General features: G+C 43.5%; 14 protein-coding genes. 11 read left to right on the top strand and 3 right to left on the bottom strand.

Annotated elements, in window-relative coordinates; genetic code table 11:
• From DSBG_RS20110 to DSBG_RS20140, 7 genes are all read left to right on the top strand, one after another.
• Positions 1 to 362, top strand: a 362-nt coding sequence (locus tag DSBG_RS20110; RefSeq protein WP_207647270.1) for a SiaB family protein kinase, incomplete at its 5' end; no start/stop codon positions are given.
• A 16-nt stretch (positions 363 to 378) separates the two neighbouring features.
• Complete coding sequence (locus DSBG_RS20115) at positions 379 to 756, top strand: DUF1987 domain-containing protein (RefSeq protein ID WP_040413465.1); 378 nt, start codon at positions 379 to 381, stop codon at positions 754 to 756.
• Positions 757 to 820: 64 nt separating this feature from the next.
• Positions 821 to 2467 carry a bifunctional diguanylate cyclase/phosphohydrolase gene (locus DSBG_RS20120; protein ID WP_068966597.1) on the top strand — a complete coding sequence of 549 codons (1647 nt, stop codon included), beginning with the start codon at positions 821 to 823 and terminating at the stop codon, positions 2465 to 2467.
• A gap of 136 nt (positions 2468 to 2603) precedes the next feature.
• Complete coding sequence (locus DSBG_RS20125; RefSeq protein ID WP_068966599.1) at positions 2604 to 4304, top strand: sensor histidine kinase; 1701 nt, start codon at positions 2604 to 2606, stop codon at positions 4302 to 4304.
• Positions 4305 to 4330: 26 nt separating this feature from the next.
• A complete protein-coding gene (locus DSBG_RS20130; RefSeq protein ID WP_068966601.1) occupies positions 4331 to 5116 on the top strand; it encodes a LytR/AlgR family response regulator transcription factor in 786 nt (261 codons plus the stop codon).
• 185 nt (positions 5117 to 5301) lie between these two features.
• Positions 5302 to 7098, top strand: coding sequence for a carbon starvation CstA family protein (locus DSBG_RS20135; RefSeq protein ID WP_068966603.1), 1797 nt, complete (start codon positions 5302 to 5304; stop codon positions 7096 to 7098).
• 223 nt (positions 7099 to 7321) lie between these two features.
• The gene (locus tag DSBG_RS20140) at positions 7322 to 8470 is read left to right on the top strand and encodes a D-alanyl-D-alanine carboxypeptidase family protein (RefSeq protein ID WP_068966605.1); all 1149 of its coding nucleotides are present in this window, start codon (positions 7322 to 7324) and stop codon (positions 8468 to 8470) included.
• Positions 8471 to 8477: 7 nt separating this feature from the next.
• On the opposite strand, the gene sigF is transcribed toward DSBG_RS20140, so the two are convergent.
• Genes sigF through spoIIAA form a run of 3 tightly spaced genes read right to left on the bottom strand, consistent with a single transcriptional unit; the run spans position 8478 to position 10089 of the window.
• On the bottom strand, positions 8478 to 9293 hold the full coding sequence (sigF, locus tag DSBG_RS20145) for an RNA polymerase sporulation sigma factor SigF (protein ID WP_068966607.1): 816 nt from the start codon (positions 9291 to 9293) through the stop codon (positions 8478 to 8480).
• Between the two features lie 13 nt (positions 9294 to 9306).
• The gene (spoIIAB, locus tag DSBG_RS20150) at positions 9307 to 9744 is read right to left on the bottom strand and encodes an anti-sigma F factor (RefSeq protein ID WP_068966609.1); all 438 of its coding nucleotides are present in this window, start codon (positions 9742 to 9744) and stop codon (positions 9307 to 9309) included.
• Positions 9745 to 10089 (bottom strand): anti-sigma F factor antagonist, encoded by a 345-nt coding sequence (spoIIAA, locus tag DSBG_RS20155; protein WP_068966611.1) that lies wholly within the window; start codon positions 10087 to 10089, stop codon positions 9745 to 9747.
• A 200-nt stretch (positions 10090 to 10289) separates the two neighbouring features.
• On the opposite strand from spoIIAA, the gene spoVAC reads away from it, so the two are divergent.
• The 4 genes from spoVAC to DSBG_RS20175 form a co-directional block, all read left to right on the top strand.
• Positions 10290 to 10757, top strand: a complete 468-nt coding sequence (gene spoVAC / locus DSBG_RS20160; protein ID WP_068966613.1) for a stage V sporulation protein AC — start codon at positions 10290 to 10292, stop codon at positions 10755 to 10757.
• Positions 10758 to 10819: 62 nt separating this feature from the next.
• On the top strand, positions 10820 to 11827 hold the full coding sequence (gene spoVAD, locus DSBG_RS20165) for a stage V sporulation protein AD (RefSeq protein ID WP_068966615.1): 1008 nt from the start codon (positions 10820 to 10822) through the stop codon (positions 11825 to 11827).
• Between the two features lie 15 nt (positions 11828 to 11842).
• Positions 11843 to 12205 (top strand): stage V sporulation protein AE, encoded by a 363-nt coding sequence (gene spoVAE / locus DSBG_RS20170; RefSeq protein ID WP_068966617.1) that lies wholly within the window; start codon positions 11843 to 11845, stop codon positions 12203 to 12205.
• 359 nt (positions 12206 to 12564) lie between these two features.
• A partial coding sequence (locus tag DSBG_RS20175) for a spore germination protein (protein WP_068966619.1) occupies positions 12565 to 13638 on the top strand: 1074 nt, incomplete at its 3' end.

Consider the following 13638-nt stretch of genomic DNA (forward strand, 5'->3'; position numbering starts at 1 on the left):
AAAATATCATTAACTATAATTTACAGAATATGAATCACAGATATTACGATCAACTTCTGGAATCAAGCATTGTCACGATAGGTAAGACCTTGGATGGCTTTTTTGTGACATCAGGTAATATTCTGGATAAACAGGATTATGAGCCTTTGGTGGAGAAAATTGAATTTCTGAATTCACTCGAACCCAATGAGTTGAAAAAACATTATAAGGAAGTCATGAGAAGGGATGATATTGGGGTAAATGGACGTGGTGCAGGACTTGGCCTTATCCAAATGGCCAGAACAGCTAAGTCTCCACTTGAATATATGAATTACAGTATTAACGATCAGTTGACTTATTTTCAGATAAACGTTAATTGTTAGGAAGTGGTGGCATACTGTGGAGAGGCTATTTCTGAAAGAATCAAAAAGTACCCCATTCGTGGATTTTGACGCGGATAAAAATATACTTCTAATCAAGGGACAATCTTATCCAGAGGATGCTTTTTTATTTTTTAAACCCTTGTTAGAATGGTTAAAAGAGTATTTAGCAGGTAAGGTAGGTCAGAACGTATGGCTCGAAGTAACCTTGACCTATACAAATACAAGCAGTTCAAAGTGTATAATGATGATTTTAGACTTACTCGAAGAGGCTGCCGATCAAGGAGTAATTGTGGAATTAAAATGGATATGCAATGAGCATAACGAATATGAGCAGGAATGTGCTGAGGAATTCAAGGAGGATTATACGTTTCCTTTCGAAATCGTTCTTGTTTAGGAAGCCTGTACTGGGCTGGTTAAGATCCCGCCCGGGTTTCAAATGAGGAGTGGTGAAAGGCACAATGAAAGACCAAAGATCGGATGCTATTTTTGATGATGAAATTGCTATCTATGATGAGGCGAGAGAATTTTTGAAACAGGATAGTTTAGAAAAGGACGAACTGATCCTGAAATTTAATAACTTTACAAATAATTATTGCAGACTCGTTAATACGACAAGAAGATTGTGTAGTATAAGTGATGTCCAGAGTAGGGAGTTGAAACGGCGCGAGCGAGAAATCAATAATCTCTTAGATAATTCCGATCAAGGCTTTCTGACGTTTGGTCAGAACCTACTTGTAGAAAAAGAGCATAGCTCAGAGTGTACTAGAATCTTCAACAAGAAGATTGCTAATCTGAATATAGTGGAGCTGTTACACACTGAAAATGAAGAACAAAACAAGCTTTTTGGGGCTGTGTTAAAGAATGTCTTTAATTTAGAGAACAGAGAGGCTCAGCTATCTTGCTTAAATGACTTGCCCAATCTAATTAAGATTAGAGAGAATTATGTTCACATTAAGTACAAAGTTATCAACACAGATGAATTTGACGAGAATAGTGTACGACTTATGTTAATTCTGACCGATCTCACGGAAAGACGGAAAGTAGAAGATCAGCTATTGTTTTTGAGTTTCCATGACAAGCTCACGTCTCTGTTCAATAGGGCTTATATGGAAAGTATCATTCCTCAACTACAAATCGATTCTAATCTTCCGTTAAGTATTGTAATGGCCGATATAAATGCTTTGAAGCTCGTTAATGATGTTTTTGGCCATGAATATGGCGATAAACTGATTGTTCAAGCTGCCAAAGTATTTCTCAAATGCTGTCGCAAAAGTGATATTATCGCCCGTTGGGGTGGAGATGAATTTTTGATTTTACTCCCTGGTGCTAATCAGGAAGCTTGCACAAGGATTTGTAATAACATTAAGGCTATGTTTGATGCGCTATCTTACGAACAAATGGGGTTGAGTGCTGCGCTTGGTGGTGCCACTATGGAGAATTGGGATAGTGATATTAAAAGCCTTATTGATGTGGCAGATCGTATCATGTACAGTAACAAGCTCATTGAAAACAATACCACCCGGGGAAAAGTTATTTCTAGTGTCGAAAAAGCTTTGCAATCCAAATGTCCTGCCTATATTGGACACAGTGAAAGAGTCGAAGCTATGGCTAATAGATTTGCTCAACTCTTGAAACTTTGCCAGGAACCACAGGAAATGGTATCCCTACTAGCTCGATTGCATGATATGGGGAAGGTCGCCATGCCTGTTGAATTACTCAATAAAAGTACGTCCTTATCCGAAAACGAGTTACAGACCATTCATAAATATCCTGAAATCGGATACAGGATGGCTCGGTCCCTAGAAGAACCAGCACTGGCACAGTCCATGCTCGCGCTTCGAGAGCAATGGGATGGCAATGGTTATCCCTACGGTCTGAAAGGAGATCAAATACCAGTTGTAGCTCGCATAATATCGATCATTGAAGCTTATGATGTTATGACTCACGACCAGCCCAATAAACGAAAAAGGAGCCATGAAGAGGCGTTAAGAGAATTGGAACGATGCGCTGGGTCACAGTTCGACCCGAATCTGATCCGCCTTTTTTTGAACAACGCTAACTACATCACAAATTCCGTCCCTTGCACTTCAGATAGTCCAGGATAATAGAAGAGCGGACGTGAATCGTGAGGCTAAATAGAGATTAGCTTGAATAAAAATAGTAGAAATCTGGAATCTTACTGAGGGAACGATGTGCGAAGTTTTAAGAAGAATAGCCGGACGATAGGAGATAGATAGACAAATGTTCTGGAGATTACTCCAAGATCTTGCGCTCAATATTGGTCTGATAGTTACAGTAGCTTATCTGATGACTCGAACGAGGTTCTTTAGGCGCATGTTACGGAGTAAAGCAAATACTCAGGAAAAGGTTTTTCTAGTTTTGCTTTTTGGGTTTATTGGAATTGCAGGAACCTATACAGGAGTGAATATTAAAGGTGCATTAGCTAATTCTCGGGTTATTGGGGTAGCTGTTGGGGGGCTTCTAGGGGGGCCCTTTGTTGGGCTTTGTGCAGGGGTATTAGCTGGGGTGCATCGTACACTATTAGGTGGATTTACGGCTGGTGCCTGTGGGATCGCTACGATTGTTGAGGGATCTATTGCAGGATACATGGGACGGAAATTCTCCGGGGATTTAACTTGGAAACGCTCCTTGTTTGTCGGTATGGGGATTGAAGTCATCCAGATGCTCATTATATTGTTGATCGCTAGGCCTTATTATGCGGCTTGGGATTTGGTCAAAGACATCGGGCTCCCTATGATAATTATGAATGGCGTAGGAATTTCAATTTTTGTGTCCGTTATCCATAACTCGTTGGAGGAAGAAGAACGAATTGGCGCAGTTCAAGCGCAAAAGGCACTTTATATTGCCAATTTAACCTTACCAATCTTACGTTTAGGGTTAAATAAAGATACGGCACGCAGTGTAGCTCAAATTATTCATGAACAAACTGATGTGGCTGCGGTTGCTTTAACGGATCGAGAGCAAATCCTTGCCCATGTCGGAAAAGGTTTTGATCACCATGAAGAAGGGCATGCCATCCAGACACTGGCCACCCATCAGGCCTTGGATTCCGGAGAATTGAAGCTTGCTGCAACTCGGGCAGAAATTGGCTGTGCTGAACCAAACTGTCCTCTATTTTCAGCGCTAGTTGTTCCGCTCCATATTCAACACTCCGTCGTCGGGACTCTTAAGATTTATCGGGAGCAGGCGCGAGGGATAAGCCCGGTGGATTGGGAATTTGGTGCTGGTTTGGGCATGCTTTTTTCCACGCAATTGGAATTAGCCACTTTAGAGACACGTGCCTGTTTAGTGCGGCGTTCTGAACTTAAAGCGCTTCAAGCTCAAGTTAATCCTCATTTTTTGTTTAATGCCTTAAATACCGTGGTCTCATTTTGCCGTACAGATCCTGAAAAGGCCCGCCATCTTCTCTTGCAACTGGGGGATTTCTTTCGAAAGAATCTTAAAAGTGGGGAAAAGTTCGTTACTCTTCGTGAGGAGTGTGAACATATACGTGCTTATTTGGCTATCGAACAGGCCCGCTTTTCTGACCGCCTTTGCGTCCGTGAAGAGATTACGGATGACGCCTTAAATTGGAGATTACCTGGACTTACGTTGCAACCTCTCGTCGAAAATGCCATAAAACATGGGATTTATCCCATGAGCACACTAGGAGAGATCCTGATTTCTGCTTTTGTTGAAGAGGAAATCCTGGTCGTACGGATCTGGGACAATGGGGTGGGCATTCCCGCTGAGAAATTGGCTCTTATCCACGCCGGAGTTGAAGTGTCGACTTCGGGGTTGGGCATTGGTCTTCAGAATGTTGCGCAACGTCTCCAGATTCTATATGGAAAGAGGGCTGATTTTGTTATTAAAAGCAAGGCAGGGGCGGGGACTGAGGTCACCTTAAAGCTACCTCCTGCTGCGGCAGCGGAACGTATTTGAAATGTTAGAATAAAGGGGTATGTTACATGCGGGTCATGGTTGTGGATGACGAACGTCCTGCACGAGACGAACTGTGTTATTTATTACGTGAAATTTCCGGTGTGGAAATCGTTGCCCAAGCTGGAACAGGAGCAGAAGCGATTGAAAAATACCAGGAGCATCGCCCAGATGCGATTTTTTTAGATATCCAAATGCCCGACGATTCGGGAGTAGATGTCGCTCGGGAATTAATTCAACAAGGTTTCTCTCCGACCATTGTCTTTGCCACGGCCTATGATCAATATGCGGTGGATGCCTTTGACGTCAATGCAGTGGATTATCTCTTAAAACCCTTTCATGAGGATCGGTTAGGAGAAACTATGCAGCGTTTAAAGAAACGTTTGGAGGGAAAGAACCAGAGGGAGAGTCAGCCAGAACAGGCTCAAACTCAGGAATTTCTCGCCAAATTAGATCAAATTTATAAGTCGTTACATGCAGTTAAGGGAAAAGAAGGCAAACTTAAAATCGAAGAGAATGGGAAGATATTGCTTGTCCCTTTTGGAGAGATCCTTTATGCTACAATTGAGGAACGTTCCGTACGAGTCGTTACACGAGAACGGAGTTATCTAACAAATTATACTCTGACTGAATTAGAAGGTTTATTAACGTCATCGTTTTTGCGAGTCCACAAAAGCTATTTAGCTCATTTAGACCAAATTCATTCCATCATTCCGTGGTTCAATAATACGTATAACTTGATTATGAACAATAAAAGTGAGATTCCGGTCAGCCGAACGTATGTTAAAGAGTTTCGGGAACGAATGGGATTGTAGTTTTGATTGTCAATGGTCCTACAGATCATTATTCTTAATAAGATTCTATCAAGTTACGCAGGATTTTTGGTACATTAGACCTTAAATCCTGTTTTTTTTGTTGGATTTAGCGGATTATTTCCGTACGGCGGTATACTTGCTAGTAGAAGATAACCCAATCAAATTATCATGAAAGGAGTAAAACAATGAATGCGTTAACTCTTATTGTTGCTTCAGCACTTATTCTGATGTTGTCTTATCGTTTCTATGGTGCTTTTATCGCGGCTAAAGTACTGACTCTTGACTCAAGTGTCCTCACCCCTTCGGTACGCATGGAGGATGGACAAGATTATGTTCCAACGAACAAATGGGTTGTCTTTGGCCACCACTTTGCAGCAATCGCAGGTGCAGGTCCTTTAGTTGGGCCAGTATTAGCTGCTCAATTTGGTTATTTGCCGGGCGCTCTTTGGATTCTCATCGGAGCTGTATTAGGTGGCGCAGTTCACGATGCGGTCGTGCTCTTTGCCTCCGTTCGTCATGATGGAAAAAGCTTATCGGATATTGCTAAAGATGAGGTTGGGCCGATCACCGGTTTCATCACCGGGATTGCTATCCTTTTCATCATTACAATCACAATGGCGGGACTGGCCATGGTTATTGTTAATGCTCTGTATAAAAACTCTTGGGGTGTATTTACGATTTCCATGACGATTCCAATAGCCATCTTCGTGGGCATTTATATGCGTAAACTTCGCCCTGGAAAGTTAGGAGAGGCCTCGGTCATAGGCGTTGTCTTGATTCTTTTAGCAGTAGCACTGGGACCTGTTATTAAGAATTCTCCGTTTGCCTTCTTGTTCTTTTATGATGTTAAAACGCTGGAAATCATTCTTCCTGTGTATGGTTTTGTTGCAGCCGCTCTTCCTGTCTGGTTGCTGCTAGCTCCTCGAGATTACCTCAGCTCTTATATGAAGATTGGAACGATCGCTGCATTAGCTCTGGGGATTGTTTTTGTTCATCCACAACTTCAAATGCCTGCTATCACTCAATTTGTTCATGGTGGAGGCCCGATCATTAATGGTAAAGTATGGCCCTTCCTATTCATTACCATAGCCTGTGGTGCAGTTTCTGGGTTCCATGCTCTGATTGCTTCTGGAACGACGCCTAAAATGGTGAAGGACGAAGGAGATATTAAGCTGATCGGGTATGGTGGAATGATCATGGAAGCCTTCGTGGCTATGATGGCTCTTATTGCCGCTACAGTCTTGGCCCCAGGAGACTACTTTGCCATCAACACCGCTCCCTCTGTGTTTGCTCACTTAGGAATGCAAATCAAAGATTTACCAATTTTATCTCAATTGGTGGGAGAAAATATTGCTGGGCGTCCTGGCGGTGCCGTAAGCTTAGCGGTTGGTATGGCCCACATTTTCTCGAGTATTCCCGGCCTGAAAGGGTTAATGGCTTACTGGTACCAATTTGCGATAATGTTTGAGGCACTTTTTATTTTAACAACAATTGATGCCGGGACTCGTGTTGCTCGTTATATTGCGCAAGATTTTCTTGGTTTAATGTTTAAGCCATTAAAGAATTCCAAGTCAATTGTATTGTCTATTTTGTTAAGTGCTTTAGTATCCTTTGCCTGGGGATATCTTCTCTTTGGCGGAGATATTGCGACGATTTGGCCGATCTTTGGAGTGTCTAACCAATTGCTGGCAACCTTGGCGATGGCTATTGGATCGAATATGATTCTTCGTCGTACCAAGAAACTTAGTTATGCGATGACAACATTTCTTCCTATGCTCTTTATGGGGGTTACGTCTTCAGCCGCAGGATATCTGACGATTGTAAATACCTACATTCCAAAACATCAAACCCTTCCTGCTGTGTTGGCCGGGTTGATGATTATTTTAGCGACGATCATCGTAGTTGATTCGATTCGTAAGCTCTTGCAGACGTACTCTTCTTTGTCTTCAAATGCTCAGGTAGAAAAATTTGCAGCCAAGTAAACTCATACCCCTATTCCCTTCCTTTAATAAGGTTAAAGCCTTTGGGTTACCGTCTAGCGGCAACCCAAAGGCTTTTTTCTCATATCACCTAAGTCCAGCAATTTTTCGTTCACTTCGATGAAGTGGCTTTACTCGGCTTAGAGAACCATATTTTATTTCATACATCCAATATAATTTTCCTTTTCGGGAATAATAAAATCATACTATATAAGGAGGGTTGAAGATGCGAAAAAGTTTAGCAATCGTTTTAGCCATGTTGGTTGTGCTTGGAAACATTGGCTTTGCTAACGTCCAACCTGTGCTGGGTGTTGAGATTGTGACCGAAGCTACAAGTGCCATTCTCATGGATGCGGCCTCCGGTCAAATTCTCTATGAGAAAGAATCACATAAAGAACTACCACCCGCAAGTGTTACAAAACTTATGACTTTACTGGTGGCGTCGGATGCAGTGGCTTCTGGAAAAGTAAAATTGACAGACAAAGTGACAGCCAGCGAGAATGCCAGCAAACTCGGGGGCTCCCAAATCTATCTTGAACCGGGAGAAACATTCACTTTAGAACAGATGTTGATTGCCATAGCTGTTGGGTCAGCCAACGATGGCTGTGTTGCAGTGGCGGAACATATTGATGGAACGCATGAAGCTTTCGTGGAAGAAATGAATCGCAAGGCTCAAGCTTTGGGTTTGAAAAATACTCATTTTGCGAATGCTTATGGGCTGCCAGCTGAGGGGCATTATACAAGCGCCTATGATCTGGCGGTCATTTCTAGGGAAGCTCTCAATTACCCACTAATACGAAAATTGACCAGCATCAAAGAATATGACTTGCGCGACGGGAAATTTAAGCTTTGGAATACTAACAAATTACTATGGTGGTACCCTGGAGCTGATGGCTTCAAAACCGGGTGGACGAATGAAGCCAAGTATTGTTTGGCTTCAACGGTAGAGCGAAATGGTTTACGGTTAATTTGTGTCGTGATGGGTGTACCACAAGTTAGAGGACATTTCGCTGAATCTATGAAAATATATAACTATGGCTTTGCTAAATATGAGTTTAAGCAGTTTGCTCCGGTTACGCAGAAACAAGGCGTTGTTAAAGTTCGCAAAGGAATAGAAGATGAGGTTACTGCAGTAACTGAAAAACCTCTGGGTACGACCGTAGAAAAAGGAAAAGATAAAAATTTCTGGGTCGAGACAAAGCTCAACCCAGAAATCAGTGCTCCGATTCAGAAAGGACAAAAAATAGGGGAGATTCTCCTTTATCGTAACGATCAGTTGCAAGCGAACGTAAATCTGATTGCGGATCACTCCATTGCCCGGGCAGGCTTAGCTGAGCAAATGACACGTACACTGAAAGGCGTGTTTGGTTATTAGCACAGGTTTAATCCTTGTTTGTGATGTCTGAGTCAACTAAGTCTGAGCAATCACTGATCTGCGATGATTGACGGATCTTGTGGAGCGCAGCTCGCTCGATACGAGAAATCTGAACCTGTGAAAGCTGGAGTATGTCAGCGATCTGACTTTGTGTTTTATCTTCAAAAAACCGCATCAACAGTACACGCTTTTCTCGTTCCGGCAATTTGTCGAGAGCTTCTTTGAGAGCAATATTTTCAAACCAGCTGGGGTCGGGTCCCTTTTCATTAGAGAGTTGATCGAGAACATAGATGGGATCGGAGTCGTCTTGATAAAGGGTATCGTAGATCGAGGTAGGACTTTGGATTGCTTCAAGTGCGGCGACGATCTCGTCTCTGTCAACACCTATATTAATTGCTATTTCTCCGATGGTGGCCTCGCGGCCCAAGGCTGCAGAAAGTTCATCCCGAGTGCGATTGACTTTATAAACAAGTTCCTTGTAGGAACGAGGCACCTTCACTGGGTGGTCATCTCGGAGAAAACGCCGAATTTCACCAATAATCATCGGAACCGCATACGTTGAAAACTTCACACCGTAAGTAAAGTCGAATTTGTCGATAGCTTTAATCAGCCCAATCGTTCCGATCTGAAAGAGATCTTCAATCTCATAGCCACGATGGGCGAAGCGTTGGACCAAATTAAAAATGAGTTTCAAATTGCAGTTAATTAAACGTTCACGGGCCTCAGCATCTCCATCTTTGGCAGCATGAAGGTTTTGCATCATCTCCTTATCTGAGAGCAACGGGAAGTGGGGGAGATTCATTTCGGTTAGTCGTTGAATCATAATGTTCGCCCCCCTAATGCGAGGCAGTGGGTGTTTGCTTGAAATGCTTCATCATGGTTACTGTTGTTCCCACTTCAAGCGTAGATTCTACTTGAAGTTCATCCATGAAAGATTGCATAAAGACAAAGCCCAGGCCCATTCGCTCCGGATCGGTACTATAAGCTGGCTGCATGGCTTGCTCAACATTCGAGATGCCACACCCTTCATCTTTCACAATAATCTTGAGGGTGTCATTAGTGATGTCTAGGTCGAGGTAAACGATCTGATTAGGGTTGTTCTTGTATCCGTGGATAATGGCATTGGAAACAGCCTCGGAAACAGCGACTTTAAGCTCTTCGATGTCATTAAGTGGCAGATCTAGTTGTGCTCCCACTGAAGCAATGAGCATACGGGTGATGCCTACATTTTCAGAGATACTTGAAAATGTGAGGATTAATTGATTGGTTTTCATTTAGGCTCCCCTTCCTTCCTCATAAGCATGCGCTTCATCCAAATAGAAATTGATAATTTTAGGTAGTCCCGATAATTCCATGATCTTATAGATATGTGGGGGCGCGTTGGTAATTTTAAGCTTTCCTCCCAAGGAAAGCAATTTCTTATACCTGCCTAGAATAACGCCGAGTCCGGAACTGTCAATAAATCGAACGTCTTGAAGGTTAAGAATGACCGTGCGAATTCCTCGTTTCTCAATCTCGCTGTCAATAGCTTGTCTTACCATTGAAGCTGTGTGCATATCTAGTTCTCCGTCTAAGCGCAAGAGTAGGGTCAGGCGCTCTATCTTTTTCTCAAGGTTCAAGACCATTCCCCCCATAATTTTATCACAGTACTAATGATTTCGCTGTCATCCATAATTTTCCTGCTGACTTTAAAGGAATTCCTTGAAAAGCTTTGTCGAAATTAAGAATCTCGTTAAAAGACAAACTTCCTTAGTATAATTTTGGTAGTTTAGATTAATAATAGAAATTATCTGTCACTGTTAAGAAAGGAGGAATCAGGATGGCTAACCAAACATTACGTCAGCCTACGATAGCAGTAACCCCAGAGCAATACAAAGTGTTAGCTCAACAATTTACCCCCAAACCCACGGTTGTAAAAAACGTGATACGGGCTTTTGTCGTGGGAGGAATTATTTGTGCGATCGGTCAGGTAGTAATTAATCTATTTGTGAGCATCGGGTTAAATCGCGTTGAAGCGTCTACTGCGGCAACTGCGACAATGATCTTTTTCGGAGCTTTGTTAACAGGATTGGGCATTTATGATGAAATTGGAAAATTTGGCGGAGCTGGATCTATCGTTCCAGTCACTGGGTTTTCTAACTCTATCGTTTCACCAGCTATGGAATTTAAGAGGGAAGGTTATGTGTTGGGGGTTGGAGCAAAGCTGTTTACTGTTGCAGGTCCTGTGCTTGTGTATGGTATTGCCACTTCAATTGTGGTAGGTATCGTTTATTTTCTCCTACACTAACAATAGGCCAATGGTAATTATAGTTGCCAGACACAACTGTTTATGAATGGGGATGTGAAGGCATGGATTTAAAACGAAAGGGAAATCAGACCGTGGTGTTCGCCAACCCCCCGGTTATTTTATCGTCTTATTCTGTGGTGGGTCCTAAAGAAGGACAAGGCCCTCTGGGAAAAACATTTAGTAAAATATGGGAAGACCAACTAAAGGGTGAGAAATCTTGGGAAGTCGCAGAAAGCAAGATGCTTGAGCAGGCGATGCAAGGGGCGATCGCTCAAGTGGGTGTCCCAATGGATCATATTGAATTTATGTTAGCCGGCGATTTACTTAATCAAATGATCTCTTCAAATTTTGCAGCGCGCCAAATGGCCTTACCTTTGATCGGTATATATGGAGCTTGTTCCACAATGGCCTTGGGTATGGCCGTGGGGAGCATGCTAATTGACGGAGGGTTCGCCAAGTATGTTCTGGTTGGTGTATCCAGTCATCATGATACGGCTGAGCGGCAATTCCGTTCGCCAACAGAACAGGGCACGCAAAGGGCTATGAGTGCCCAGTGGACGGTGACTGGAGCAGGAAGTGTGCTTCTCGGGCAGAGTGGTGTGGGACCGCGGATTACTTCTGCAACGATTGGTAGGGTCGTCGATTACGCTGAAAAAGATGTCAATAATATGGGTTCAGCCATGGCCCCAGCGGTTGCAGACACAATTCTTAATCACCTCACTGATTTGCAGCGTAAACCAGCGGATTACGATTTGATAGCTTCTGGAGATTTGGGAGCGGTTGGATTAGCACTGGCAGGGGAAGTTCTTAAAAAAAGTGGTCTAGATATGGGGACGGGATTTACTGATTGTGGGGTTATGATTTTTAATGCCGAACAAGATGTTCATGCGGGAGGTAGTGGATGTGGCTGTTCAGCGGTAGTTTTTGCTGGAGATATTATGCAAAGGATTAAAGGCGGAGGGCTAAAGCGAGTTTTGTTAGTGGGCAGTGGAGCCTTGCATAGCCCAACGTCCGCCCTGCAAGGAGAATCCATTCCTGGTATTGGGCATGCTGTAGTTATTGAGGCATGAAAGGAGTGAATGCGTATGTTTGATATGATAATTCCAGCTTTTATTGTTGGTGGGGCGATTTGTGTAATCGGACAACTTTTGATGGACTTAACCAAACCGGCCTTTACCCCAGCCCATGTTCTTGTCACGTTTGTTACTGGCGGAGCGATTCTTGGGGCGTTAGGGCTGTATGAGCCTTTGGTAAAAATAGGAGGGGCCGGGGCCACGATTCCCTTGTCCGGTTTTGGATATTCCCTTGCCAAGGGAGCCATGGATGCAGTTGGAGAACGAGGGCTTATAGGGGCTTTATCCGGGGGAATTGAAGCAACCGCTGTAGGAATTGCTGCAGCAGTGTTTTTTGGATATCTAATGTCTGTTACGTTTAGCCCCAAAGGATAGAGTCGATTTTTTGTGCACGCGTTATAGGGTTAGGCCGACGGGGGAGGAGCGTTTTCTGCACGCGTCTGCACGTTACGCCGCTGACGAGCTGGACGGTTCGCGAGCGCGCCAAACCTCTGGGTTGGATGAATGTGAACCGCTGGCGCGCTACGGAGACGCGAACCGTCAGCGCTCGTCTGGACCGCGGCTCCACTAAAGCATCCGCTTAGCAGAAAACGCTCCTTTGGGGTAGGGAGGAGAGTGAATGTATTCGCTCTGCAGATAGACCTCCTGGGGTTTTGGCCATTGGCTTTGAAACCCGAACCTTGACTTAGTACGGATAGCTATCGAAAATTGGGATTCTTTTAGGGGGTGTGTGCATGGATAATAATTCAAGCGAAAAAAATGTGCCCGTGAGTAAGAACTATCAAGAAAATGTTGATTACCTAAATCGGGAACTAGGGGTTCCTGATTGTTTCGACATTGTTCTGCGGGAGATGTCCATTGGTGGTAAGAGAGTCGCAATTTATTCGGTCAATGGAATGGTTGACACGCATGTAGCCAGTTATATTTTAGATGCTTTAATTGATCTGGAACGTTCTGACTTAATTGTTAATACCTTGGATAAATTAGTGAAAGGGCGAATTGTCAATTTACAGGTTTCTGAAGTCCAAACGATGGACAAAGTGTTCTATTTTGTTTTGTCAGGTCCAATGGCAATCTTTGTCGAGGGACAAGAAAAGGCAATCATTGTTGATGCTAGGACGTATCCTTCTCGTCAGCCCCAGGAACCAGATATCGAACGCGTAACCCGAGGATCTCGTGATGGATTCACAGAGACACTAGTAATGAACACAGCTTTAATTCGCCGGCGCTTACGTGACCCAAAACTGCGTATGAAATTAGTTCAAGTTGGAGGACGCTCCAAAACAGATGTGTGTATTACTTACATCGAAGATATTACCAATCCAGATATGGTCAATAAAATTCACAAGGATCTTCAAGGGATTAAAATTGATGGGATTCCCATGGCCGAAAAAAGTGTTGAGGAATTTATCCTGGGAAGTAAATTCTGGAATCCTTATCCACGTGTGCGCTATACTGAACGTCCCGATGTTGCTGCTATTCATCTGCTGGAGGGACATGTCATTATCATTGTCGATACTTCTCCCTCGGTTATGATTGCGCCGGTGACGTTTTGGAGCCATGTTCAGCATGCGGAAGAATATCGACAAGAACCGATTGTAGGTGCCTATTTACGTTGGATACGGTTCGCTGGTATCTTTGCGGCTCTCTTTCTTCTTCCACTATGGCTAGGCGCGGCCTTAAATCCTCAATTACTGCCGGATTGGCTTCAGTTTATCGGCGTTACTAAACCAGCGAAAATCTCCTTACTTGTGCAAGTACTGGTGGCTGAGTTTGGCGTAGACCTTTTGCGAATGGGAACCATTCAT

This window comes from Desulfosporosinus cupriresistens (assembly GCF_001707885.1).
Lineage (GTDB): Bacteria > Bacillota > Desulfitobacteriia > Desulfitobacteriales > Desulfitobacteriaceae > Desulfosporosinus.

What these genes read in the sequence shown, in the direction of transcription:
- DSBG_RS20120 (WP_068966597.1), top strand. Translation starts at nt 821, where the DNA reads ATGAAAGACCAAAGATCGGATGCTATTTTTGATGATGAAATTGCTATC.
- spoIIAB (WP_068966609.1), bottom strand. Translation starts at nt 9,744, where the DNA reads ATGAAAACCAATCAATTAATCCTCACATTTTCAAGTATCTCTGAAAAT.
- spoVAE (WP_068966617.1), top strand. Translation starts at nt 11,843, where the DNA reads ATGTTTGATATGATAATTCCAGCTTTTATTGTTGGTGGGGCGATTTGT.
- sigF (WP_068966607.1), bottom strand. Translation starts at nt 9,293, where the DNA reads ATGATTCAACGACTAACCGAAATGAATCTCCCCCACTTCCCGTTGCTC.
- DSBG_RS20140 (WP_068966605.1), top strand. Translation starts at nt 7,322, where the DNA reads ATGCGAAAAAGTTTAGCAATCGTTTTAGCCATGTTGGTTGTGCTTGGA.
- DSBG_RS20125 (WP_068966599.1), top strand. Translation starts at nt 2,604, where the DNA reads ATGTTCTGGAGATTACTCCAAGATCTTGCGCTCAATATTGGTCTGATA.
- DSBG_RS20135 (WP_068966603.1), top strand. Translation starts at nt 5,302, where the DNA reads ATGAATGCGTTAACTCTTATTGTTGCTTCAGCACTTATTCTGATGTTG.
- spoVAD (WP_068966615.1), top strand. Translation starts at nt 10,820, where the DNA reads ATGGATTTAAAACGAAAGGGAAATCAGACCGTGGTGTTCGCCAACCCC.
- DSBG_RS20130 (WP_068966601.1), top strand. Translation starts at nt 4,331, where the DNA reads ATGCGGGTCATGGTTGTGGATGACGAACGTCCTGCACGAGACGAACTG.
- spoVAC (WP_068966613.1), top strand. Translation starts at nt 10,290, where the DNA reads ATGGCTAACCAAACATTACGTCAGCCTACGATAGCAGTAACCCCAGAG.